The sequence below is a fragment of the Algoriphagus sp. 4150 genome (genome assembly GCF_031457395.1).
GTDB lineage: Bacteria > Bacteroidota > Bacteroidia > Cytophagales > Cyclobacteriaceae > Algoriphagus.
The window spans coordinates 1-26,300 of the sequence record NZ_JAVDWS010000018.1 but is presented as its reverse complement, the minus strand read 5'-3'; the positions used below and the strand labels follow the sequence as shown (position 1 = coordinate 26,300).

General features: G+C 40.7%; 21 protein-coding genes. 11 read left to right on the top strand and 10 right to left on the bottom strand.

The features are described from left to right. Positions 1-132: 132 nt before the first annotated feature. Positions 133-378: a hypothetical protein gene (locus J2X69_RS19095; RefSeq protein ID WP_310106964.1), complete on the top strand. Its 246-nt coding sequence runs from the start codon at positions 133-135 to the stop codon at positions 376-378. 281 nt (positions 379-659) lie between these two features. Here the strand turns inward: J2X69_RS19095 and J2X69_RS19090 are convergent, their stop codons facing one another. The 8 genes from J2X69_RS19090 to J2X69_RS19055 form a co-directional block, all read right to left on the bottom strand. Next, positions 660-1,151, bottom strand: coding sequence for a hypothetical protein (locus tag J2X69_RS19090; RefSeq protein ID WP_310106962.1), 492 nt, complete (start codon positions 1,149-1,151; stop codon positions 660-662). 139 nt (positions 1,152-1,290) lie between these two features. Beyond that, the gene (locus J2X69_RS19085) at positions 1,291-1,776 is read right to left on the bottom strand and encodes a hypothetical protein (RefSeq protein ID WP_310106960.1); all 486 of its coding nucleotides are present in this window, start codon (positions 1,774-1,776) and stop codon (positions 1,291-1,293) included. A gap of 3 nt (positions 1,777-1,779) precedes the next feature. Continuing rightward, positions 1,780-6,195 carry a DUF6443 domain-containing protein gene (locus tag J2X69_RS19080; protein WP_310106958.1) on the bottom strand — a complete coding sequence of 1,472 codons (4,416 nt, stop codon included), beginning with the start codon at positions 6,193-6,195 and terminating at the stop codon, positions 1,780-1,782. Between the two features lie 63 nt (positions 6,196-6,258). Further along, entirely contained in the window at positions 6,259-9,591 is a 3,333-nt protein-coding gene (locus J2X69_RS19075) for a PKD domain-containing protein (RefSeq protein WP_310106956.1), read from the bottom strand. Positions 9,592-9,603: 12 nt separating this feature from the next. Further along, positions 9,604-10,695: a hypothetical protein gene (locus J2X69_RS19070; RefSeq protein ID WP_310106955.1), complete on the bottom strand. Its 1,092-nt coding sequence runs from the start codon at positions 10,693-10,695 to the stop codon at positions 9,604-9,606. A gap of 294 nt (positions 10,696-10,989) precedes the next feature. Continuing rightward, the gene (locus J2X69_RS19065; protein WP_310106954.1) at positions 10,990-11,613 is read right to left on the bottom strand and encodes a hypothetical protein; all 624 of its coding nucleotides are present in this window, start codon (positions 11,611-11,613) and stop codon (positions 10,990-10,992) included. 62 nt (positions 11,614-11,675) lie between these two features. Continuing rightward, a complete protein-coding gene (locus J2X69_RS19060; protein WP_310106951.1) occupies positions 11,676-11,945 on the bottom strand; it encodes a hypothetical protein in 270 nt (89 codons plus the stop codon). Between the two features lie 257 nt (positions 11,946-12,202). Further along, a complete protein-coding gene (locus tag J2X69_RS19055) occupies positions 12,203-12,673 on the bottom strand; it encodes a JAB domain-containing protein (RefSeq protein WP_310106949.1) in 471 nt (156 codons plus the stop codon). 294 nt (positions 12,674-12,967) lie between these two features. On the opposite strand from J2X69_RS19055, the gene J2X69_RS19050 reads away from it, so the two are divergent. Together J2X69_RS19050 and J2X69_RS19045 are read left to right on the top strand one after the other, a co-directional pair. Beyond that, positions 12,968-14,008: an AraC family transcriptional regulator gene (locus tag J2X69_RS19050; RefSeq protein ID WP_310106947.1), complete on the top strand. Its 1,041-nt coding sequence runs from the start codon at positions 12,968-12,970 to the stop codon at positions 14,006-14,008. 83 nt (positions 14,009-14,091) lie between these two features. Beyond that, entirely contained in the window at positions 14,092-15,174 is a 1,083-nt protein-coding gene (locus J2X69_RS19045) for a type 1 glutamine amidotransferase domain-containing protein (protein ID WP_310106943.1), read from the top strand. A 534-nt stretch (positions 15,175-15,708) separates the two neighbouring features. Here the strand turns inward: J2X69_RS19045 and J2X69_RS19040 are convergent. Beyond that, the gene (locus J2X69_RS19040; protein WP_310106941.1) at positions 15,709-16,179 is read right to left on the bottom strand and encodes a JAB domain-containing protein; all 471 of its coding nucleotides are present in this window, start codon (positions 16,177-16,179) and stop codon (positions 15,709-15,711) included. A gap of 521 nt (positions 16,180-16,700) precedes the next feature. On the opposite strand from J2X69_RS19040, the gene J2X69_RS19035 reads away from it, so the two are divergent. Together J2X69_RS19035 and J2X69_RS19030 are read left to right on the top strand one after the other, a co-directional pair. Next, a complete protein-coding gene (locus J2X69_RS19035; protein ID WP_310106939.1) occupies positions 16,701-18,497 on the top strand; it encodes a S41 family peptidase in 1,797 nt (598 codons plus the stop codon). Between the two features lie 358 nt (positions 18,498-18,855). Beyond that, positions 18,856-19,131, top strand: coding sequence for a hypothetical protein (locus J2X69_RS19030; RefSeq protein ID WP_310106937.1), 276 nt, complete (start codon positions 18,856-18,858; stop codon positions 19,129-19,131). A gap of 997 nt (positions 19,132-20,128) precedes the next feature. Here the strand turns inward: J2X69_RS19030 and htpG are convergent. Then, positions 20,129-22,015 carry a molecular chaperone HtpG gene (htpG, locus tag J2X69_RS19025; RefSeq protein WP_310106935.1) on the bottom strand — a complete coding sequence of 629 codons (1,887 nt, stop codon included), beginning with the start codon at positions 22,013-22,015 and terminating at the stop codon, positions 20,129-20,131. Between the two features lie 276 nt (positions 22,016-22,291). Here htpG and J2X69_RS19020 point away from each other — a divergent pair, with 276 nt between their 5' ends. The 6 genes from J2X69_RS19020 to J2X69_RS18995 all read left to right on the top strand — a co-directional run bounded on the left by J2X69_RS19020 (position 22,292) and on the right by J2X69_RS18995 (position 25,588). Continuing rightward, complete coding sequence (locus J2X69_RS19020; protein ID WP_310106933.1) at positions 22,292-22,957, top strand: heme exporter protein CcmB; 666 nt, start codon at positions 22,292-22,294, stop codon at positions 22,955-22,957. A 19-nt stretch (positions 22,958-22,976) separates the two neighbouring features. Next, positions 22,977-23,483: a hypothetical protein gene (locus tag J2X69_RS19015; RefSeq protein WP_310106930.1), complete on the top strand. Its 507-nt coding sequence runs from the start codon at positions 22,977-22,979 to the stop codon at positions 23,481-23,483. Between the two features lie 446 nt (positions 23,484-23,929). After that, complete coding sequence (gene ccsA, locus J2X69_RS19010) at positions 23,930-24,604, top strand: cytochrome c biogenesis protein CcsA (protein ID WP_310106928.1); 675 nt, start codon at positions 23,930-23,932, stop codon at positions 24,602-24,604. Between the two features lie 3 nt (positions 24,605-24,607). Next, positions 24,608-24,850, top strand: a complete 243-nt coding sequence (locus tag J2X69_RS19005; RefSeq protein ID WP_310106926.1) for a CcmD family protein — start codon at positions 24,608-24,610, stop codon at positions 24,848-24,850. 19 nt (positions 24,851-24,869) lie between these two features. Beyond that, positions 24,870-25,286, top strand: coding sequence for a cytochrome c maturation protein CcmE (locus J2X69_RS19000; protein ID WP_310106925.1), 417 nt, complete (start codon positions 24,870-24,872; stop codon positions 25,284-25,286). A gap of 26 nt (positions 25,287-25,312) precedes the next feature. After that, complete coding sequence (locus J2X69_RS18995; protein ID WP_310106923.1) at positions 25,313-25,588, top strand: hypothetical protein; 276 nt, start codon at positions 25,313-25,315, stop codon at positions 25,586-25,588. The last annotated feature ends 712 nt before the right edge of the window (positions 25,589-26,300 follow it).

The window sequence follows — 26,300 nt, the reverse complement described above, 5'->3', positions numbered from 1 at the left end:
CGATTTTACACAACAGTCCAATTTTCAAAATAATAATGACAGTTTGGTTCAAAAATTGGCCTGTTAAAGTTTCCTGCTTTGGACTGACACGAAGTCAATCAATATTGCATACTGATTCATTTCAACAAACGCATGTACAACTGGGCAGAGATATGCAGTGAACTTAAACAGCTGGAGAAAAAGGCGGAGGAGAAACTAGATAAAATCAGGTTTTCCACTCCTTACCCCATTCCTTATGACCGCCTGCGGAAAGGCAAAGAAATAATCGCCTTATCCAAATCCATCCGTCTGCTGATGAATCAGGATTTGGACAAGGATGCCACTGTGATCCTGCATATGCTACGGGATATGGGTGTGAAATTGAAGGCGATGAGGTAGATGTGCCCAGAGGAAATCTTAGGGTCAGAAGAAGACTTGTATTAAAAAAATCCTGCTTGCACGTGGTGGACGAGGTCAAAATAAAACGGTACAGATTCAAATACCTGAAAAAGCAATTTTTCAATTTCAAAATCTTGAACTTCCCCATTTTCATTAAGTACCCGCTCAATACCTTCATCAATAGGAAGGTTATTGAAAAATTCTATTCAATTCCTTGTCGAGCATACAGGCCGAATTAAAGTCAAATAATACAAGCCGACTAAAGACAATAATATCCATAGTTAATCTAACAAAATCAGTCTACCTTCTTCGAGATGAAGATCAGATAATTTGGCTTTATAAAGCGCTCTTTCAATATGCAGCTTGTAATAGGTCAAAAAACTATCACCTAAAAGTATCTTTCCATAATAATATGCTTCTAAACAGAACTCTCCAACCTTCCATAAGGTATTTTCCTTATCAATTAAAATCGGATAAAAATGAGCCAATGTGTTTTCCCCATTGGGTAGTGTGAATTTAACCAATGCCCACTTTGCATCATATTTAAGCTTGATATGGTATCCTATAAAATGCACCCAAAGTAGGAATTCCCTGTCTGACCTTGCATTTTTCCGCATAACCGTAAGGGAAACTTTTTTAATCATTTCATAGTCATAAACATTTGACACATCAAAATTAAGCCCCCCACCAAGTTCCTTAATTTTAAAACTGGGGGTTTCATGAATAGAAAACAAAAACTCTTTTTCCTTACTGAAAATTGGGTTAAAATTCATATTAATTCTAATAGACTTGCTTAAACTTAATATTACCAATGTTCAGTTCACCCTACATAAACAGAATGTAAATGATTTGTTCTAATCCCCGACCATCTTCAACTTGCACTATGCAAGTACTAAATCACATTAAGAAATGCTATTGCAACCCGAACTCAATCATTTCAATATTTATTTTATTTCCATCGATTATAATTGGAGGCAGCTTTAGTCCAAACCTAATATTCTCTCCAACTTTAATATTAAAATGATTAATCATTCCAATAACTTCAACTTTGTTCTTCATTGATGCAATTGTTTTTTCGTTGGTTAAATCCTTATTAGTTGTTACTATTCCAGAAGAAGCATCACCATTTGAGTTGCAGAAATAGATCAATGAATCGTTTGATTCAAAATGAATATTAGAGCCTCGAGATACAATGTGTGTAGTAAATATCACATGGCTTGGCCTTATACTCGATTTTGAATCTAACAATTTACAGGAAACAGATAGATACGAATTATCATCATCCAATTTCAAAACAACTACTGAATCCGATTTTTTATTGACTAAAGTAATATGATTGTAAAACGAATCACATGACATTAGTACAAACATTAAAATACAACATAATCTTATTGACATATTTTATCTGGTCAAGTGTTTTTGGATCTGATATCTGAAAAAGGATTCTACAACGCTCGATTTATATTCCAGATGGCCAGGAGTATCATAAGTTCCATACCATTTTCCATCACCCAATCCTGCTTGGTAATATTCTCCTAAAATTCTTGCGTAAAAGTTTCCAAATCCCAGTTCTCTTTGTTGAAGGAAATGAGTGTATTCATGAATACGTAACGGAGCATCGACAACCAAATTTCCAATTTCTTTAACGATAAGGTTTCGTCCCAAGGTAATACCCTCTCCTTTTTGTAAATGAAGGGTAAGTAGCCCTCCACTTCTAAAAACGGGAGCATGTTTTTCATTAGAACCAGAATATAATGAAGGCCCCATTGAAGCAATGTTTAAACCTGCTAAAGTCGCACCTCCTATTGCACCCGAAAATGCTCCCTGTACAATGCCTTTACCAATATTTTTGCCATCAATCCCTGCGGCTATTCCGCCTGTTACAGCACCTGTACCAGCACCTCTAACTGCCCCATAACCTATTTCAGCTCCAATGTTTGCCAAAACACCACCTTTAACTCCTGAAAACTGAGGAAGTCCCATCCCTGCAAAACCACCCCCTATCCCGCCTAATACTGTTCCAACCGAAATATCATTGCCCATCACTAAGTTTCCGGCAATTGTACTGCCTGTATTATTTAGCACGCTAAAACCAACGGATTGAGCAAAAGCACTATTCGCAAATGCAGCGCCTATACCTCCGCCTATTGCACCAGTAACAGCTCCCATCCCTACTGCCTTACCAAATCCATTCCAAAATTGACCACTCCCTCCATTACCTGATGCATAATATGTAGATGTATAGATTGCAGCAGAACTTCCTGCTCCAATTAAAGCCCCTACTAAAATACCTACGCATATTGGACATTCCCCATCAGGATCTGCAAACATGCCAGGATTGTTCATCATAGCCGAAAAAGGAGAATTATAAGGCATTACTCCAGCTTTCGGATCCAGCCCAAACCACCTTCCTAAAGCAGGATCATATTGACGTGCATGAAAATCGTACCACTTGGTCAATTCATCATACGTCTTTCCCTGAAATAGTTCTTTTGTCGGCTTATCTCCAGTTCTCACATTGTTTACCGACATGAGTCCGTAAGGATAGTAGTCTATCGTCTGGACAATATAGCTTTCTGAAGTCTGAATACTGAAATCATCAAAGAACGCCTCAGACTCCATCCCCTGGGGACTGTCATTGGAGAGGTAAATATAGAAATATCCGGGTTGTTCTGCTACCACCTCCTGATACAGCCTTTCGTGGGCACGGTTTGTACCATCTTCCCATGCCGCTTCGCTCATTTGCACAAAACCGCCATATTGATAGTTCATTTCACCATCAAAAAACAGGTAATTAAGATACGCGGGAGGTGCATCTCCCCTGTTCTCTTTACCTGACATCAAGGTGGACAGCCCCTGATTTCCCTGAAGAGTCTTCGCCTGCGGGAGCATGCTTCCATCCAAACCCTCAACCAAACCGGCACCTCCGGCTAATCCCATCAGTACGGTCATAATGGCAGGATTGGATTTAGCCTCTTTGAGATCTACATATTTGCCAAAAACCTCCATGCGGACAGTGTCTCCCGGTAGCACGCTGATCGCTTTGGCCAATCCCTGATTTCCTCCATATCCTCCGCTGAGGCGGGTTGCAAAAGAAGATTCCAGACCTGAAGTATGATTAAACTCCCGTGATTGAATCCTGACTGCCTCTTCATACCCGATAAACTCTTGAGCCTCCTGATCCATGGCAAGTGTCTCAAACCCGGCAGTAGAAGTAAAAACAGCAGGATCTTCCTGCAAGACCACCCGTGTATTGCCTAAATAATCAGAAAGGTAGTACTGATATCTGTATCCTTCATTTGCCCTTACCCTCCCAAACTCGTGCTTGATATCAGTCAACGTACCATTCTCAAAAACGAGCTCCCCTACGTATTGGATGGTTTTGGAAGGAGATGAATACTGCACTGTCAAAAGATTGCCACTAGGGGAATAAGTATAGCGGATAGTGTTGCCTCCGATAGTCACCTGCTGGGGGAGATCATGTCTTGTATAAGTTATAGCGGTGATTCCCTTATTTCGGTCCACCTTAAGAAACCCATTCTTGTTGTATTCATAATCCACTCCCGTGAGATTGCCGTCCGAGAACCCCTCGCCTTTGTAAGAAGATGTGGAACCTTCAGAAACGGATGTCAAAAGATTACCGCTATAAGTATAGGTCAGATTGTCTATCTGCTGGGCTGATCCGGACTTTGCACCATTTCTAGTTAGGGACTTAATATTTCCATTCTTGTCATAAATTATTCCACTTTCATTCCAGAAGTTATTGGCAGACCATGTTGAGCTTCCATTGGCCTTTTGTTTATAAGCAGAGGCGGTGAGTCTTTTAGGAACATCATAGGTATAATTGTAACTTTGTTCCGGAGCAGTGCTGTAATGCTTCCAGGTAGCTCCTGAAATTATGCCATCATGTCTAGCGACATTTCCGGTTCCCAAGGAGTTTTCGTAGGCCAATTCCTGAGAGAAAACAGATGTCCCGTTGGAATAATAATACTGAACCTTTTTCGCCCGTCCCTGAATAGTGGATTCTCCTGACTGTCTATAGAGCCAACTATTTCCGTTATTTCTGCTATGATGCTTGGATTCCAGAACATTGCCAAGTTCTGTGTAGGTATAATCAGCCAACATTACTTCCTCATTGCTGTTTACCTTATGATAAACCTTAAGTGGTCTTCCGGCATGATCGTAAGTATATCTCCTCGCTACCTGTGTAGTACCACTACTGTGAACATAAATATTAATTGCTTTTTGAACCTCTCCAGAAAATGCATACTGGTTCACTGTCTTTACGGTACCTCCCATCAGGTGAGAACTCACTGTCTGAAGAACCCTATACTCAGTGTCATAATACGAAACACTATAAGTCCACTGGACTGAATTACCTTGGGTTCTACTTTTCGATCCTGTAACCTCTCCCTTGACTGAAGTCAAACGAGTACCGGCATATCCACTTTGAGCAGAGTAGCTGTATAAAGAATTATCGGGAGACCATCCCGAATTGCTTAGGAAACCATAATCGTCATAGTAGACTATGGACAGCACACCGGATTCCGCAGCATTGGTCGGATAGGTTTTGTTTAAAGAATGCCCGACGGCAGTAGTGTTTCTAACTTCATCACGAACGGTAGAATTGGCAACGGCAGTTGTAAGAGCTGCCCGTGTACTGTCTGTGCTTAACACCCCTGTAATTACAGGTCTGTTATGAATATCATACTTGTGGTATGTCCATTCAGGTGTGGTTTTTATTCTTTGCTCACCATCCTGTGTAAGGACAGGTCTATCCCACCGGTCATAAATCACGTACAGCCATTCAGCTCCCGGAGTTTTGCTACCAATGCTTCTTCCCAAATTGTCATACTCATACTGAAAACACCAAAGATCGGCATATGTCTGGGTAGGAGAATAGGTGGTAGATGCTTCGGGAGGAATCACATATAGCAGTTCACCAAATCCATTATACACAAAATAGGTATCCAACCAGGTGCTGGCTGTAAGCTGGGACTGTGATAGGATTTTCTTACCTGAGAAATCAGTATATACTCTATTTGTAAAACCTTTTTCATCAATGGATTCAGTGATTGTAAGAGTGCCTGCAGGGTATGTTGTGGTTGATCTGGGAATTCCATTGACCAATGTCCATTTTCTTACACTATTCGCCAGATTAACTTTTAACAAAGAAGAAGTTGAAGTAGCCGAATAGGCTGAACCGGGTTGTTTAGAAGAAACCACCCTTTCTAAAGGGGAATCCTCAAACACAGTCTCTCCATAGGGTCTGGTATCCGCAGGGATTCCTACAGGAGGAGTTGCATAGAACGTGGATTGTTCTGTCAATGCTGAAGGGCGGAATCCTCCGTTGGCAGAAACTGCACGGAAAGGCAGGTGGGATCTAGAGTGCCTTCCTTTACTATCGTAAAAGTACGGACTAATTAAGTCCCGGAAAGTAGGGCTGGCCTGCTTGGCTATAGCTTGTAAAGATCTTCCCCTTCCATCGCTGTAATTAAACGCAGTACTCTTATCAGATGAACTTAACCCTAAAACCTGATCATCTGTAGTTATCCCAGATTTGTAAATTGTTTCTTCACGAACAAAGTTTTGCCCTTCTGAAGGAGCTTCAGGTTGCCGGCCTATTGCTTTGACGTAGAAGTTCCCGTGTTGCGTTGCATTCACCCGAAACCCGGATTTTAAGGTAACTGTGCCGGTGGTCAAATAAGAAGTGTTCTCATACTGCGTTTTCTGAACAGTCCCAACCACAGTTGATTGTTGAGACCAGGCATTAATCCAAAAGAAAATACAGAATATAAAAGAAAATAGCTTTTTCATTGTACTTGAAAGTGAAAAGTTAAATCAATTGTTACCGTTAGTTTGTTGCTGAACTGCAATTCCTTATTGACAGTTAGGATTGCTCTTTTCATAACTCATAAAGCTCATAGCAGTGACTGAGTTACCGCAACTGTCAGTTACTACACATCGAATTTGATATTCTGCCTGCCCTCCCGCATGATAAGGAAACACAACCGAATCAGTGCTACTACTCATAGAAATCCAGCTTGTAGAAGAAAACAATTTAAAGTGCCAAACATAGGTGTAAGTCCCAACACATCCTGCATTAGTTGGAACAGAAACTTTAAATTCAGTAGGACTAGACGGTTGATTATTGGTAGTGGTACATGAACCGTAATATGGTGCATTTTGACCGCAAACATCAATTGTCTGGGGTCCATTGGCGCAAAGGCTCGCCTGAAGTGGATTGTGCACCAACAGGTTGTAGGTGGCAGTATAGGGTTTAAATTCATTGGTTTCCATAACCACTTGAATCTTGTAGATTCCAGGCTGATTATAAACCTGACTAGCCTGAAGTCTATTATCTTGGTATACAGTACCATTGCCCATATCCCAGCTATACTCAGGTGTACCTCCTGTAGGATTTGCTATATCACCCAGAGAAAAACTAGCAGTCTGGCCCCTGATTATCTGAGGTGGGTTAGCAATAATTTTCACTCCCGCACTTTCACCTTTATAATGGTATCGGGTGCGGGTTCTTATATTATTATTGTGATCCTTGACCAATCTTACGCGTCCCTGAAAATCATATTCTGTATTGGTAGACCGCCCGTTGGGATCAGTTACTTTGAGCGCGCCAACCAGAGGTTTATAAGTATAACTGGTAGAAAATTGGGATGTGCCCTGATTGAGAATGACAGATCCGGGAAGAGTTCCGTTATGAGCCCATGTGAAGTTTGTGACCGTACCGTCTCTGCCAATTTCCTGAGTTAATCTTCCGGTGGTATTGTCATATGATTGATATGTATGCGCAAGCTTATATGATGCAGGTTGAATAAACTGACTTGATGCATTAATAGAACTTCCTGTAAAGGTGCCCGTTACCTTTTCTCCCACCCATGCTGATGCGGGCACCACCCAATTCCCGTTCGATCCAACCATTTTATGGAGATTGAGAGAAGCGCTAGTCAGATATTTTTCAGTTCCTTGCTCAAACCAAGTTTGCTCTTCCACTACTGCATTTTGAATATGCCTGGCCTTTAGTGTCTGAATTGCAATAACTCTTGCATCAGATGTAAATTGACCGATACAGTTGTTAAATGTTAGGTTACAGTTTTGCAGGCAATTAGTATCAGTTGGAGAACAGTTAGAAGTGCATTGATTATAGTTAGTAATACAATTCGTTAGTGAGGTGTTCTGGTAAGCACTATTTGTCACATACTTATTAATTGCCACATATTTTTCATTAGAAACAACCGGATTATATGCCGTTGTTCGAATCAGTTGATACGTAACCGGATCGTATTCAAATTTTGTTACATTAGTGGTTTTCCTTAAATTATTTGAATCTTCCTGATCATATACTTCCGAAATTTTCTCCTTAACAGTAAATGGCTTGGATATAATCTTGTAAAGAAAATTAGTTGGTGCATATGTTCCTCCCGGGCACTCTATTGGAATCCTCTTATCTCCAGAGACTTCTTGCTTGACGGGATGATCATAATTATACTCGAAAATTTCCCTTGACAGCAGCTTACCGCCTTCATCAAAAACTTCAGTGATTGACGGGTTTCCCCGCTCCCAAAAAAAAGAGGTTACTGAGGTAAAAAAAAGCAAATCAGCATCGGGATCTCCATTGGTACCTCCATCAGGCCTGGTATCATAATTAGTAAAATTATAGACTGTCTTACCTCCTCCCGAAACAGACTCCGTAACTCTTGAATAACCCAAATTACTACCATTGACATCTAATAGATCAACATAAGAATGTGAAAATCTTTTGATCACAACATTTATGTTAGTAGGAGATGGAATGTAAGAAGAAAATGTTCTAAAAAGTAATCCGCTAGAAGAGGTAGTTGACCCTTCTTGTAGGTAGTTATAAGTCACGGTTTTAGGGCTAGCATTCAAATCACTATATACTACTTGCTTTATTCGCAAACCTGGAACAGAAGTATTTTGATTATTATATCTGACAACATTTCCTTCATATAGAATAGCGGTACTCGCCCCTCCCCTATTTATAATATTTGTCAACATATTCGCTTGCGTAAGAGTGGCGTTTGGCGATCTAGAAGCTCCTGATAGTCCTGCATTTGGCACAGCCGGAAACCAAGAGTCAACTGTATTCCCATTAAAATACCCCAAATAATCAAAATTTTTGGATTCTCTGGAGGGAAGATTATTAACTTCATTGTAATTAAAAGTAAAGAGAGGCGTTGGAGACAAATCATAAACCCTTTCTAATTTAAGCCTTTTACATAGGGGGTCTGTGCATCCTGAACTCTTAAAATAGCCGTATTCAAATCTAAATTTAGAAATCTGATCACCGGAAGTATTAACTACTCTTACTTCCTCCAATGATTTCGCTCCAGACAAATCTTCACGGGTATTATTATATGTAAAATGCATCCCTCCACCACTAGAAGTTATAGAAGACAGTAATTTAGAGTGGACTGTCATATTCATGCCTTCATGCTTAATGCTTGTATCTGAGCACCAGCTTCCATTTTGGGTATACAACAAACTCCTGTAACTAAATATAGAGTTTATATAACTAAAAAGCAACTCCTCTGTGCTATTCTGTGAAACAACTTTTGATAGATGCCAAGTAGATATAAAGTTTTTGGTACCCACACCCGAAACTATAGGTGTATAGTATGTAGTTTCTTTTGCACTTGAATTCAATCCAAAATGATAAGTTATACCATTTTCATCTATTATTTCCCAGGAGTTATTGTTGGAGCAAATTCCCGCTTTAATCCTTAAGTCCTGATAAGGATAAAGTACCGCATTCCCATTTTTGTCAAGGACAAATTTGCCTGTTCTGCCCATAAATGAAAAAATAAATAAGTCAGGCTCAGTATCGGATTTATTGGGAGTACAAAATCCATTTTGCAAATCATCCGGTATTCCACGAACAACACGGGTAATCATTCCCCCAGCATCCAAAGACCAACCAAGCCCTTCCGAAGAGGCTATGTCCTGAACCCTATGGCCTGAACCATTATAACTAAGTGCAGCAGAAACACTCAATTCCCTGCCCGATAAGGTGGCTAATGGAATAGAAGTACTAAGAGATCCCGTGTAATGGTTAACTCCAATATTTGCCTGACGCATCACTGCTGTAGCATTCGGTGAAGGACCTATGTAACCTTGCCCAATGGCATTTGTGGTCCATAACAGGACCTGCATTAAGAATAAAATTCTCTTCATATAATTGAGGTGTTACTTTTTTATATATACGATTCCAATTGTTGCCTGCCAAGGTGAGTCAAAGGACTTGGCCACTCTATCACCGTTATTGTTGATCCTGTACAATACTGTAGATCTTAATTTGGTATTCAGAACTAACGGCACTTCAGTCCCCATGCCTGCTAAAGCTCTTGATTTGGGTGAGCCGCTAAACTCAGGCGTTGAATGACCGGCAAAAAAACGCTGATATTCCGATTGAAGGAAAAGAGCCTTCTTTATCCAATATTGCCCATAAACCTTATTGCCTTTCCAGTTCGGATCAATCGATTTACCCACACCGGTACTACACAATCCACCCAGGCCCAGAGTCCATCGCCCATCTATACGATATCCAATCAATGTCTGAAAGTCAAATGGCTTGAATGAGGTCAAATCACCCAGCATTCCAATTTCAAAACGCTGAAAAAATGGCGTATCCTTTAAACTGTGGCGTTTAACTCCATCTTCCTTAAGTTCTGAATTTTTCAATTCACTGTACTTTCTTTTATTTCTGTCAAGGGACCCCTGAGCTTCTTCTAACTTTTGAAAATTCTTAAAATAATCCTGCTGAATTTGTTTTGGATTAATTTCCGGTAAGGTAGAAGTGTCCAAACCTATCCCCCCTTCAGTTACAGCAGAAGTAAAACCCTTTTGGACATCAAGGTTTTCTTCGATAGCGGAAAGTTCATCTTTACCTTCTAATTTTTTCTCAATTCCTTCCATGTAGGAATTCGCGTAATCAAAAAGTACAGTGTCGATTTCCTCAAAAGATTTTAGGGAATCCAACCGTGTAGAGATAGTACTGGCTTTGGAATCTATTCCGCTTATTTGTGCTTTAATTTGATCAACATATTGAATATCAAGGAATTTACTTTGTATTCCATCCAATGAGCCTTGAAGAAAACTTTGACTATCCAACTCTTGGGCATCAACCTCAGGAAGTTTTATGACAGGGCGTTGTAATCCATCCATTTTTGCCAATGGAACAGAATCAAATATAATCCTACTTTTACCCCCCAAACTATCCGGAAAATTCTCAAATCTATCAGACTTGGATTTTACAGAATCGGCTAGTGTAACTTTCATCTTGTATAAAGAATCAAAGGGCACTAAACTATCCATAGCAGTCCGATCATTGATTTTATGGTCAATTAGCTTATTATAAGATTGTGAAAACCCCATACCGGAGGCAGCTACAATAAATAGTAAAACAAAAACGGAAGTCTTCATCCTGTTAAAGAGAACATCTGCTATTTCCAATAAATAATTTCACTGTTAACATTGAATGGATTTGGTTAAAGCCCAACTATTTAAATTTGACTGACTAAGATTAAAACCACCTTTTATATTGTATTCCTGATCTTTGCACAAACCGATTTATCAATCCAAAACACTGTGTTCTAACTTCTTCAGTCTTTCTTGCAAATCACCATACTTATCCAATTCCGATTTTAATTGGATTACGTAGAGCGTCAATTCCTCTACCTTCTCAAGCAACTTCACATTCATCTCTGCCAAATTGATCCCGTTCTCCATTACCTCCGCTTCCTTGGGAACGCCTGGAAGATGCCCGTTCTTCCGGATAAAAGCTTCCAGTTCCGATAAAGGAATCAGCTTATATTCAGACCGGAACACATAATCAGCCCAACCGGTGGTGGTAACGTTGACTTCACGTGCTCCAATGACTCCGTTGACAGACAAAGTATAAGTGGGGGTTTTAGTGTTAATACCCACATTTCCGAGAGAATTAATCACCAGAGCATCTTTCCATGTGGCTGAATTATGCCTTGCCTGAAGGTTTAATGTGGTGGATCCCCCAGGGTCAAGACTGATCAATCTATGCCCAAAACCTGAACCGAAGCTCGAGGTATTCCAGCTGATTGTTTTCTGGGAACCGACATTTGAATGCATATAATCAAATGTGGTGGTCTGTCCGGATGCCTTGTTGGAAAACATTAGTAAAGCCGAAAAGGCAAAGCCTAGAATAGTAGATTGTTTTATCATATTATGTTAATTAAAACTGTTGGATACTTTCTTTAAAACTATTGAATACTTTCGGAGCTTGGTTAGGGCTGAATTTCCAACCGAGCTTTCAAAATTTTAATGTGTTCTTTCTGTTGTACCGCAGAAGCTGTCAGTTCTTTGACTTTTCCAGGTAGTTTAACAGTCATTTCAAAAAGGTTCTCCCCATTTCCCAACCCCTCCTTTTCCGTGGGAATATTTTTCAGATGCCCGTTGGCCTGATAGATTTTTGCACAAGGATAATATGGCGAATGAGCAAAATGCACTGAAGAAAAAACTCCGGAGACAGGCAGAAGCAAAAGATTTTTTTTCATATGATTAATCGCCCGGAGTCCAAATTTCTCGCAATACAAATCAATAGTTTTCACATAAAAAATACCTTGTACAGGGTATTGCAAATGAATTGGATTTTACAAGATGACTGAGACAGATAATTAAATCCCATGTAGTCCATTTTACTTTATTTGAAAATATTTTCAGGTCAAGAAAAATATTTTTGAATGAAGAATATAAGCTTCTGTAAGAGAAAAAGTTGTACACTGAAAGAGTAAAGATCTCAAAAAAAAGAGCCCTAAAGCTCCCAATCATCTGCAAAGGAATAATACCCTTCAGCTGTCAAAATCAGGTGATCCAGTACCAGGATATCCAGGATCTTTCCGGCTTCCTTAATACGTTTGGTCAATCGTTTATCCTGTTCTGATGGCATCAGATTCCCGGACGGATGATTATGCGAAAGAATTATGGAATGGCTGTTTGACTTGATCGCAGCCGCAAAAACCAGCTTGACATCCACCACAGTGCCTGCCGTACCTCCTGAGCTGATGGTTACTATCCCCAGAACCCGATTGGCTCTGGAAAGCAACATCACCTTGAAATCCTCTACAAACTCAAGCCTCTCCCGATCCCAGGTTTTGGAAAGCACTTCATACACCTGTCGGGAGCCACAGACACATGGCCGCATCGAAGCTTTCACTTTTGCACTGTAGCTCAGTTTGATCTCAGCCACTTCAAACAAATCAATTTTTCCTTCTAAAGCATCCATAATTTCTTTTCGTTTTGGTGAACAATGAATTAGGACACCCACACAGGCCTTAGGAGAGATAAGGCCATGAGGAAAAGGAATAAATAGCGCAGCGCAGCAAGCGGCTTTATGCCGGAAGCTTATGGACGCATCGAGCCCAAGGACTAACTTTGGAGGAATTCATGGGCAAAAAAATAAATTTTTGTCTTTCCATATCCGGATCAATCCATCTATAATTTTAAACTGTAGTTTTGAAGGGCCAAAATACTTAGAGAGCTGGGACGGCAATGAACAAATAGACTTATAAAAGTAACAATGGAAGACCTAACTGCAGGACATATCGGACTTGTAATTATCAGCGGTTTGGGGGTGATCCATGGACTTCTGCTCGCTGCATTTCTCTTTTTATATAGAAGAGGCAGTAGTCTTTCGAATCACTTACTCGGGTTTCTTCTAATCGTATTATCGTTTAGAGTTGGAAAATCAGTTTTGCTGGAGTTTGCACAGGAGCTGCACATTAAGGTTATTTTTATAGGTCTAGGGACCATGATGCTCATTGGCCCCTTGTTTTACCTGTTATCAAAATCGTTAACCCTTCGTTCATTTACTCTAAACAGAAACCATTTCCTACATTTTATTCCTGCCCTTATAGCGATAAGCTTTGGTTTTTGGATAGAAAAAAGTCACACAAAGTCATTTCCAATCTGGTTTTTTTTATTGGCTTATGGCCTGTACTACGGTCACTATATCAGCTACATTATCTACAGCTATAGGACTGCAACTATATCTTCCACACCTCAGGCTACCAACTTCCAGCTACTAAGACTAATCTTTTTCGGGCTTGTGGCTATTTGGTGCGTTTACCTACTAAATCTCTTTGATGATACCATGCCATACATTGTTGGACCTGTTCTTTATTCGGTTGTGGCCTACTCCATCAGCTTTGTGGTGATCAAAAATCGTTTTATAGATAAGGTAGATCATGAAAAATACAAGTCCACACAAATCCCGGAAAATCTTGCCGAGGAGATCTACCTTAAAATCCAAAGGTTGATGGTGGAAGAAAAGGCATATAAAAACCCCGAATTGAACCTCAAATTTCTGGGAGATCAATTTCACCAAAGTCCCCAGATTATTTCCATGGTCATCAACCAAAAGAGTGGTAAAAATTTCAATGCCTTCATTAACCAATATCGTATCGAAGAAAGTACAAAACTCCTACGGGATTCAAAATTTGAGCATTATACTATTTCTTCGATTGCTTTGGAATCCGGGTTCAACAGTATCTCCAGTTTCAATGCCGCTTTTAAAAAACAGACCGGCCTAACCCCTTTGGCATTTCGCAACATGCGATAAAATGATCAGTTGCTCTTCCGAAATGATCATTTCGGAAGATTGGAAGTGATGAGAGTATATTCTTTACACAAAAAAATATACTGATGTCAAAAATCAAGAAGTTCGTAAAGTGGTCACTGATAGTGGGGGCAGGGTTCATAGTAATATTGGGCGGATTCGGATGGTGGTTTGTAAGCCAGCTTTCATCCTCAGCCCCATCTTCAGAAATCAAGAATGCAATGCCCGGATCGTTGCCCTATTTAACAGACAATCCGGCAGCAAAAAGAGGAAGAATTTTGGCCGTGGTAACGAGTACAGCATCCTTTGAAAGCACAGGCAAGAAAACCGGGTACGAACTTACCGAACTGTCACAAGCCTATTATGTATTTGTTGCCAATGGATTTGAGGTGGACGTGGCAAGTCCACTGGGAGGAGAACCTCCTATGGTGCGGGATGATGAAGATATGGAAGTCTATGATTACGCCTTTCTGAACGATACACTGGCCCAACGAAAAATAAAAGATACCCTACCCATGGACAGTGTCCGTATGGATGAATATGTGGCCATCTATTTCGTTGGTGGAAAAGGTACCATGTTTGATTTCCCTGAAAACAAGTACATCCAAGAAGCGATAAGGATAAGCAATGAACAAGGGAAGATAATCGGTGCCGTTTGCCATGGACCGGCAGCTTTTGTTAATGTGAAATTGGCTGATGGCACACCCTATCTAAAAGGTAGAACAGTAAGTTCATTTACAAACCGTGAAGAACTATTCCTGATCAAAAACGCCAGAGTGGTTTTCCCGTTCCTGTTGCAGGATAAACTCATAGAAAATGGCGCATCGTTTTCCGAAGGCGCCATGTATCTGGAAAACGTCATTACAGATGGAAACCTGATCACAGGCCAAAATCCATGGTCCACCTGGGCTGTAGCAGAAGCAATGATAATACAATTAGGCTTCGAACCGAAAAAAAGACAAAAATCAGCCGCTGAAAATGCCATTAAGGTGTTGAAGGCATTTGAATATGCCGGGTATGACCATGCCAGAAAAGTGATCAGGGAATTGAATATCGGTGAAAATCAGCAAATCAGTAAGAATCTAATTGCTTTGCACGCCTTAATAGCCGTGATGCAATGGAAGCTATTGAAAGGGTTTGAAATAATCAGGCTCTTGATGCTGGTGTAGGCTTTTGAAAGAACAAATAATGTAGCAGCAAGCCACTACACCTATCATTCAGAATTGGATTTTAAAACCATTAAAACCAATTCAGCAATTTTGAGTATGAGTTGCGGGGGAAATGCAATCGCGCAGTTGGTCAGCCCAAGCGCATAAATATCCTCTCCGGGAATATATATCCCATGGATTTGAATATGTGCCATCGTTCGTGTCGTCACGAACGGCCAACACTAACTCTGAACGGTAGTTGGGAGACTTTATTTATCCGAACACGGCTTTTCCGTGGGGTAAAAATATGTGGCCATTGTATTTTCTATTTGGTTACAAATCCCAGCGCCCATTAATTAAAGAGGCCCTTTTCACTTCGGAATATTCAATTTTCTTATATGAATACTTATTTCTGAGTAAGTGGATTGCACGTGGTGTCAACTTAAATAGTTGCTCTATTATTTTAGTCATAATTTAAATCTTTATCAAAAGACTGCAGCTTGTGCCTCATCATATTCTAATCTATAATCCTAATTTATAGATTAGAATAGTGCCCTAAAGCTTCCAATCATCCGCAAAGGAATAATACCCTTCAGCTGTCAAAATCAGGTGATCCAATACCGGGATATCCAGGATCTTTCCGGCTTCCTTGATTCGACGGGTCAATCGTTTATCCTGTTCTGATGGCATCAGATTGCCGGACGGATGATTATGCGAAAGAATTATGGAATGGCTGTTAGACTTGATCGCAGCCGCAAAAACCAGTTTGACATCCACCACAGTCCCTGCTGTTCCTCCTGAACTGATGGTTACTATCCCCAGCACCCGATTGGCTCTGGAAAGCAGCATCACCTTGAAATCCTCTACAAACTCAAGCCTCTCCCGATCCCAGGTTTTGGAAAGCACTTCATACACCTGTCGGGAGCCACAGACAGATGGCCGCATCGAGGCTTTCACTTTTGCACTGTAGCTCAGCTTGATCTCAGCCACTTCAAACAAATCAATTTTTCCTTCTAAAGCATCCATAATTTCTTTTCGTTTTGGTGAACAATGAATTAGGACACCCACACAGGCCTTAGGAGAGATAAGGCCATGAGGAAAAGGAATAAATAGCACAGCGCAGCAAGCGGCTTTATGCCGGAAGCTCATGGACGCATCGAGCCCAAGGACTAACTTTGGAGGAATTCATGGGCAAAAAATCATTAGCTCTTAATTAGTCTTCTACATCAAAATATCTATAGATCAATAAACCTTTTACTATAACCGCTCTGTATGTATCAAAATTGGATAGTACGGAAGTAAGCAGTCTTATCCCACGCTGCATCACTACCATTAAGGATTGAAAAATAAATTCTCTCCCGGAGATTGGAATAAAATCCCAGCCATAAGAATGACCAAAATAGGGTAAACATCTAAGCTTAACCCACTTTCATCAACTAATCTAACTTTTTTCGATATATTGAATGTCCATATCGCAGATTTAGAATAGAACCTAATTTTTATGCACAATGAATTTTATCCGTAAATCGCTTTTTTGTTATCTCATTATGGTATCCTTCATACTCTCCTGCCACGCTCAGACCAATCAGGAGATAGACAATCTGATTTCCTTTGCCAAAGCATATGGCTATGTAAAATACTTCCATCCCAGCACAGAAGCAGATCAGGTGGACTGGGGATGGTTTTCCGTTTATGGAAGCGCGCAAGTTCTGGAGTGTCAAAACAAGGAAGAGCTGCTGCAGACCATGCAGCGGATCTTTGAGCCGATTGCCCCGACGGTAACCTTCTCTTTGGATAAACCGGCCACTGAACATCCAATAAAAGTAAAACCAGCCGATGATCAGGATTACCTGCCTGTGTACTGGCAGCATTTAGGTGTTTCCAAGGACATGAATGAAGGCAACCCACTCTACCGAAGTGTCAGGATAAACTCCCTCCAATTGACTGCCGATGACCGTAATCCTGTAGACGAAAACCAAGACTCGAAAGAAAACGGCAAGAACCCCACAAAGGAATACACCTCCGCACCACCTCTCTTCAAAGGTTTGCCCAAGGAAACCGATCTCTGGACAAGCCAGATCGGGAACGGGTTATGGATCACCATGCCACTGGTACTTTACAGCAAAGGCGGACAGACCTATCCTAAAAGCAGGGTGGACATTGAAGAGTTCATGTCAGCAGGAGAGGAAACTACCGCAACGGATGCCTCTGCCCTCTCCTTCCGCTGTGGCAACCTGATCAATGCCTGGAATGTCTTTCAGCATTTTTATCCTTATTTCGACGAGATGGATATAGAATGGGAAAAAGAACTGAATGCAAGTCTAAGAAGAACATATACCGGTGACTTAGATGGCCATATGGATGATCTGAAGCGCCTCACTTCTGCTTTAAAAGACAACCACGTCAGTGTCAGAAGTTCTGAAAGTCCTTATTTTGCACCACCCATCGATGTAGCTTGGATAGAGCAGCAACTGGTCATCACCGAGGTATATGATCCTACGCTGGATTTTAAACCGGGAGAGACGATTGAGCAGGTCAACGGAACATCACCACAACAGATATACGAAAGCCTAAAACCCCTGACATCCGCTGCCACTCAGGGATGGTTTGACTACATTGCGCCGATTCTGATGATAACGGGAAAGCTAAATACTACCCTGGATATCACGGTAGCGGGAAAGACTGTAGAGCTTAGAAGAAAACTGAACTACTATGCCCAGAAAGATTCGATAAAGTCTTCACAAGATGGATATAGGTTTCTAGAGGACGGAATTGTCTATCTCAATCTGGACGCATTGCCCATGGACACAATCAACCGGCTTATGCCCCAATTGGAAAAAAGCAGGGCAATAATAGCCGATGTCCGTGGTTACCCAAACAACAACCATGACCTGATCAACCACCTGATTGCCGGGAAGGACAGTCGGAAGTGGATGCAGGTGGATCATATCCTGTACCCCGACCGGGAAAAGAAAGTAGGCTATACCGACTTTGGTTGGTCCCTTGAACCAAAACAACCCTATCTGGGCGACAAAAAAGTCATATTCATTACCGACGGTCGGGCTGTCAGTTACGCTGAAAGCTATCTGGGATTTATAGAAGGATATCAACTGGCAACTATAGTCGGACAGCCCAGTTCCGGTACCAACGGCAATGTCAACAGCTTTACTCTGCCCGGGGATTACACCATCTCCTTTACAGGCATGCGGGTGTTGAAGCATGACGGATCCCAACTTCACGGCATAGGTTTCCTGCCTGATGTGTATGTGGAGCGAACCGTAGCCGGAGTAAGAACCGGAAAGGACGAGTTTTTGGAAAAGGCAATTGAGATAGCTAAGCAGTAACCTGGGGAGGACAATCAGCCACAGCGCCACAGTAGTTTTATATCAATGCATTCAGATAAGACTGAATAACTATCCATTCCTTCATGTACCCCTCTAAATCAATTGGTTAATAATTCCAAGCGTGAATCGTGTAGTCTGACTAAACAGAGCCTGCTAAATCGGTGAAAACCAATGTCCCTCTGGACAGGGTTCGAATCGGGGGGAGTAGCCTATAACAATATAAGTACACTCACGTCCTGGGAGAGATTAGACTAGGAAAAAAAATAAAGTGTAGGCGAATAGTTTTATGCAACAAACTCATGGATCCATCGAGTCAAAGGACTAACTTTGATAGAATTCATTGGCAAAAATAGACATCATGATTATTCCTGCCGTCCCCTATCCTACCAAATTTCTATGGAATATGTCAGAAGGAGGCCCTGTAAGGTGGATATCGCGAGATGTAAATACAGACGAGGATGTCTATATGACCGGCGGAAGTTATGTGCAAGTTTGTAATGAAATGTATCCTGGGAAGGTGTCTTGGGGTTTTGCAGATCATTCGGCTATAACTACATCCACACGAGGACAGTGGATTTCTAAATGGACAGCCGGCCCTCTTGTTGAATATAACTGGAGTGCCCCCCTTGGATAACACGATTTTAAATCACTTTGTATCTACCGCAATTAGTGGCTCTACCTCAGCCTTGTGTTCAGACTCAAGAACTTTTTCAGCAGTGAGCATTTCAGGAGCCACCTACACATGGACAACGAGCAGCATACTTTCTATTATTTCCGATTCCGGAACAAACCAAAATATGGTCAGAGAAATGGGGCTAATAATGGAGTGGGGTGGGTTCAAGTCACGGTTTCAACTCCTTGTTCCAGTAGTTCTGCAACTTGAAAAACCCAAAATTTCGATCTTGGTTCCGCAATTGTCAGTAATCCTAATTATTGGTTGTTTGATGAATGGTCAAGTATGTGGCAATTATCCTATACTGCACCAATGGATATTCGAGCAATTATTCATTAGTTTCAGGTTCAACTGCCCTGATCCCTAATATTGACGATTGTTATGTCACTACAACTTCTGGAGCGGTAATTTCCCTTGTTGCAACCAATTCATGTGCATCATCTTCACCTTATTACTTCTACATATCTGCCAGTGGAAGCCAGCTAAGTATCTATTCAAATCCAGCAAGTGAAACGCTCACATTGGAGCTACTAAACACAGATATAAGACAAACCTACCTTCAGAAATAAAAATATATTCACAGAATCATCTTGGCGAAATAATTTCTGTTGTTGTTGGTGCATTATACAATAAAGACAGCATTATCGATGGCAATAAAATTGAAATTGACGTGAGAAATATACCGAAAGGATTATATTTCATGCACATTATGCCAAAGATATAAAAACAAATAACATTCAGAAGATTTAGATTATTATTAAATAAAACATGTGCTAATTTAAACTCTTGGAATATTAAAACATAAAAATTGACTACAAATTATTTTCAAAATTACTTTAGGTATTTTCACTTTCTAATTACCCGAAATGATACCAGTTACCTTAGATTTTAACTTAAGAAACCCTCGAAGTACCCCTTCGAAATCCTTCAGAGTGACGCCTCAAGGGTTAAGTACTCATTACAGCAATTCCACACTTCTCTTTACAAAGGCTGTCAAATCCTTGCCTGTTAGCAAGCCTTGGGAAAGAAGCGCCAGATCAAATGCCTGCTTGGCAAGCTTGGTCTTTTCTTCTTCGGTTTCTGCTTTCAAGACTTTATCCACTACCGGGTGATTTCCGTTGATAGCTACTTTATAGGCATCGGGAAGTGAGCCGTAGAAGCCCATTCCTCCGCCCCCTGTAGCGGCCATTTCTTTCATTCGACGCATAAATTCCTCCATGGTGATCGTCACCGGAAGCTCCTCTGGGCTTAAGCCTTCTACTTCTACCGTATACATCTTGTTGTTGATCGCCTTATCGAAGACTTCCTTCACTTCCTTACTTTGATCTTCAGTCAGCAAGTTGGCGTAAGTTTCCTCTTTTTGGATCAACTTCTCAGCCACGTCAGCATCCACCCGCTTCAGTTGTGTTTTCTCCAACTTGGATTCCAGATTTTGGATAAAATGGCTGTCAATAGGAGAATCCATCACCAACACATCGTAATCCTTCTTATTGGCGGACTGAATAAAGCCATCTTGCTTATCCAAATCTGTTGCATACAAGATGACCGCCTGCTCATTCTTATCTGTCTGATTCGGTTTCACCTTGGACTGATATTCTTCTATGGTGAAGAACTCTCCTTTGGTGTTTTTCAGCAAAGCGAAGTCTTTTCCTTTTTCATAGAATTTCTCCTCAGAGATCATTCCGTATTTCACGAAAAGTCCGATATCATCCCATTTATCTTCGTAGGCTTTTCTATCTTTTTTGTAAAGCTCTGCAAGCTTGTCCGCTACTTTCTTGGTGATATAAGAATTGATTTTCTTCACATTTCCATCCGCCTGCAAGAAGCTTCTTGACACGTTCAGAGGAATATCCGGAGAATCAATCACCCCATGAAGCAGCATCAAGAACTCAGGCACGATGTCCTTCACCTCGTCGGTGATAAATACCTGACGGCTGAATAATTTGATCTTGTTGCGTTGAAGCTCAAATTCGTTTTTCACTTTTGGGAAATACAAAACTCCAGTCAAGTTGAACGGATAATCCACATTCAGATGAATCCAGAAAAGCGGATCCTCAGACATTGGATAGAGCTCCTTGTAGAACTTCAGGTAATCTTCATCTGTTAGATCGCTTGGAGATTTCGTCCAGATAGGTGCAGTAGTATTGATTAAATTGTCAACTTCTATTGACTTCCATTTCTTCTCACCCTTGTCATCCACACCATCTTCTGCGGATTCGGTTTTAGTACCAAATTTGATCGGAACAGGAAGGAATTTTGCGTATTTGTCAAGAATTCCCTGAAGCTTCCACTTGTCCAGAAACTCTTCAGAATCCTTGTTGATATGAAGTATTATGTCGGTTCCACGCTCTGTTCGTGTTCCTTCGGAAATTTCGAAAGAAGTAGAACCGTCACAAGTCCATTTGGCTGGCTCAGCGCCCTCTTGGTAAGAAAGTGTATTGATCTCCACCGTATCGGCGACCATAAAAGCTGAGTAAAAACCCAAACCAAACTTACCGATGATCTCATTGGCATCTTTGGCATCCTTGAATTTCTCCACAAACTCCTCAGCTCCTGAAAAAGCAACCTGATTGATGAATTTTTTGATCTCCTCAGCAGTCATGCCAAGTCCCCGGTCAGAGATGGTGATGGTTTTCTTTTTCTCGTCGAAGCTCACTTCAACAGTGGTGTCACCAAGTTCGCCTGTATACTGACCTAATGTCGCTAAGCGCTTGATTTTTTGAGTCGCATCGACAGCATTGGAAACAAGTTCTCTTAGAAAAATCTCGTTATCAGAATAGAGAAACTTCTTGATAATCGGGAAAATGTTCTCGGTATGGATCGAGATCGTGCCTTTTTCCTGCATGGCTATAAATTAGTTTAGTTAAACACATGGTTTGTCGGGCACAGGATTGCAACTGTTGTTCCAAAGCAGTTTAGGTGCCATTTTGGCAGTTTGAATTAAAGATTTGAAATTCTCCATACTCATAGATCTCCTAACAATTCGAAAAAAGCGATCCTGACTATGGCCCTTCGACTCCCCTCAGGGTGACTTCGCATCAGTTTTCGTGATTACCTGGATTTTTCAATCTTCCAATCCACCACGGCGGACAAGCTTTTACAATCCTCTTATCTTTGACCCATGTGGAAAGAAATCTCAGTTCTGATCAGTAAAGAAGTCACGCTGGAGTGGAGACAGAAATTCGCGCTTAATGGGATTTTGCTTTATGTGGTTTCTGCAGTTTTTATCACCTATTTGAGTGTGGGGGCCAAGCAAGGGAATATCACCGCACCTACTTGGAATGCCTTATACTGGATTATAATTCTTTTCTCGGCAGTGAATGCAGTGGCAAAAAGCTTTGTACAAGAGCATCAAGGACGTCAACTCTATTATTACATGATTGCTTCTCCTGAGGCAATCATATTATCGAAAATCATTTACAATACCGGTCTTACGCTGATTTTAGCACTATTGGGCTATGTGGTTTTTTCTGTGATTCTTGGCAATCCTGTCCAAGACCAAGGCTTGTTCCTACTCAACCTGGTTCTCGGAGCCATGGGTTTTTCTGCCAGCTTGACCATGGTCAGCGGCATTGCTTCCAAAGCAGGGAACAACGCCACCCTGATGGCGATTTTGAGTTTCCCGGTGATCATCCCGATTTTGCTGATGGCCATCCGCATTTCCAAAAACGCCATGGACGGGCTCGATTGGAGTGTAAGCATGGATAAGCTATTGACACTTCTGGCAATCAATGCGATTGTCGCCGTGACCGGATATATTCTGTTCCCTTATTTGTGGAGAAGTTAGCATGCCTAAACAGATATCAATGAAAAACCTACTATCCTTCGGAATAATACTAATAATTAGTAGCCTAAATCTATCTCTTGCTCAACAAACAATTCATTATGAAAAATTTTGTAAAGAAATCTGTGAATTGCTTGTGACTAATAACAAAAGTGAATTTGTTAAAAGGTTTATCCCAACTAAGGAGGATTTGCTAGAATTTTCCTATGGAACAATGGCAGAAAAAATAAGTAAAGGAGAGTGTGAGGGCTTTTTTGAGGCTGTCACTAGCACAATTGAAATACTAGAAATAGATATCTCTAGTTCATTTGACTTTGTCTATGAGAAATTGCAAAAAAACAAAATTCTGAAAGTAGGCAATGTTGAAATCAGGAAGTCAACTACATCTAAAATTGGAGAAATAGAAGTTCAAAATTTATTCTTTGTAATATCTGATGGGCAAAATCAATTTAAGATTGAACTTCTCGGCATTTACCAAGCATCTAGAGATTGGATAATCCTTTCTGATATAGCTCCTTGGTATTTTTGAATGTTAGGTGAAGAGTGATCTAATAAAGCCTATTAGATAATTGTAAAAAAAATTGACCAACCTTCATTTCGGACAAGACTAAATCGGTAAACCCAAAATCTGGACCTCTCCACACTCACTTTGAAAAACTCTTAAATAGTAATAGAAGAGGCTTTTAGAAAAATAGTGATTTTTAAAGGTCAAAATCGTTCCTTAATAGTAATGAGAGATGGAAAAGTAACTGAAATCAATCCATTTAACTTTCCTGATACGATCATCCATCTACATTTTTCATTATCACTAACCCTTTTTCCCATAGGTTTGTAATATATTCAGCATAGGGATTTCTTTCTCTGTGAACTCCGTGCTAAATCTCTGCACCCTCCTGCGGTTAAAAGAACTTACAAAAAGCGCCGTTTTCAGAAACTTATGCCTTATTTTTGCGATTGAATTAGCAAAAACACCCTATGCGCCAATCCTGGTGGAAAATTCTTGCAATTGCCCTGCTGCTGTACACGCTAATCGCAGGCTTGCTTATGGATGTACCTCGACTTCCAATTCTGAACGAAACTATACGTGCTCTTTATTTCCATGTCACCATGTGGTTTGGAATGCTAATAGCCTTGCTCATTTCTGTTATTTATAGTATTAAGTACTTAAATGGGAATAATTTAAAGAATGACGACATAGCGATTGAATTTGCCAACGTAGGAATTCTTTTTGGGATACTTGGAATATTTACAGGAATGCTTTGGGCAAAATTTGCATGGGGAGCCTATTGGAGTGGGGATCCCAAACAAAATGCTGCAGCTATTGCTATGCTCATGTATTTCGCTTACCTCATCCTACGCAACTCACTAACTGACACACAGCAAAGAGGCAGAATTGGTGCCATTTACAATATTTTTGCTTTCGCAGTTTATATACCCCTTGTCTATATTTTGCCCCGAATGACTGACAGCTTGCACCCTGGCAACGGGGGCAATCCTGGTTTTAACGCCTATGATATTGATTCTAAATTAAAATTGGTTTTCTATCCGGCTATTATAGGATGGATGCTTTTAGGCACTTGGATCGCAACTATGCGCGTAAGAATGCGTAGGGTGAAGAGAACTACTGAGGACCGAATTCTAAATTCCTGATTAATGAAAAAATTATTGACTATTGCTCTTTTGGTTTTCAGTCTTTCTGCTTTGGCACAAGATAAAATACCTGTAACTGAATCAGATTACTCGAATAACAGTGTAGATATGGCTGATGTAATGAGGTCAAATGGCAAAATCTATATTGTTGTAGGAATCATTGTGATTATTTTCGCAGGAATCACCGTTTATCTTATCAGTATTGACCGTAAGATCAGCAAACTTGAAAAAGCTCTTCATTCCTAATTCCTAAACTTCAGTACAAATGAAAAAAGGACATCTTTTAGGATTATGCATTATTGCAGCTGCAATAGCCATTATCATGACTTCTATCGGTGACGCGAGTAGCTACGAAAGTTTTACCACTGCTAAAGAGATGAAGCATAAGGGTGAGGACAAGGCAATCCACGTAGTAGGCCAGCTGAAAAAGGATTCGAGTGGCGAGGTGACCGGCTTAAACGTGCGGGAGGACAAAGTTTCCTTTACATTTATGCTTGTGGACCATGAAGGCGTAGAGCAGGAAGTTTTTTACAATGAACCCGTACCTGCAGATTTCACCCGCTCAGAATCCGTGGTGGTAATCGGTTCTTACAAGAATGATGAAATATTTATTGCCGATAAAATCCTGATGAAATGCCCTTCAAAATACCAAGAAACTGAAGTGCAGTCAGCAGGAATGTGAGTCGAGGCAGTTAGAATAAAAAATCCATGATCAATACCTTTATCGGTAACCTTGGCCACTTCATGACCATACTGGTCTTCGCCAGTGCTCTGACCACCGCATATGCTTACATCCAATATTATCGGGCAAACGAGCTGGAAAAAGTCAGCTGGAAGAGATTCAGTAGAATCAGCTTCGCCAGTCATGGCGTTTCCACCATGATGATTGTCATTTCACTTTTTGAAATCATCTATAATCACCACCGCTTCGAATATTTTTATGCATATTCGCACAGCACAAAGTGTTGTCGGATCTGCTCCTGAATTATTTCCCTGCCAGCTGCTGCCACAATACCGAAACCCGAGCCGCCCCTTGCTCATTGACGGGGTCGGTAAAAGGTTAGGAGTTAAATTCAAAAATGCCCGGATTTATAATATAGTCAAGCGGCTAGGGTTCAGCTCCCAAAAAGCAAAGGGCTTTTATCCTGAAGCTTACAAAAAAACGGGGGGAATTCAACGACAATTGAAAAAAATCCGAAAAGTCCGTCTTACACGGTTTTGTTGTATGAGGATGAATTCTCCCTGTCAAATACCGTTAATACAGGCTATTTATAGATAGGACAAGTTTAGCAGCCAGCCGAAGATCATGTCTAAACACAGAAGGGGCAACTATGGCTTGGAAACGAGCAGATAATAAACTCTTTCACCCAAATAGACAGTTCAATGGCTTTACAACTGCTGGGAAAGGGTCTGTACCCTTACAGTAAGCATCGTATAATCATCTAGGTTGTTGACAATATGATTTTTTACCATGGAAAACTTCTAAGTAAATCGCTGTTGACAAAACCGCTTTAGAACTGGCATATATGTTTGCATATTTCCCAGAACTCAACCCTATCACACTGGTGGTAAATGAAAAAGAACATCACCCACAACATAAATAACGTGAGTTCGGGTTAAGCACAAAGGGATAACTGGACAGAAGGTAATTCAAATTCGATGTTCAGGGAAGGTTTTTTAGGGAAAAAGCAATAAG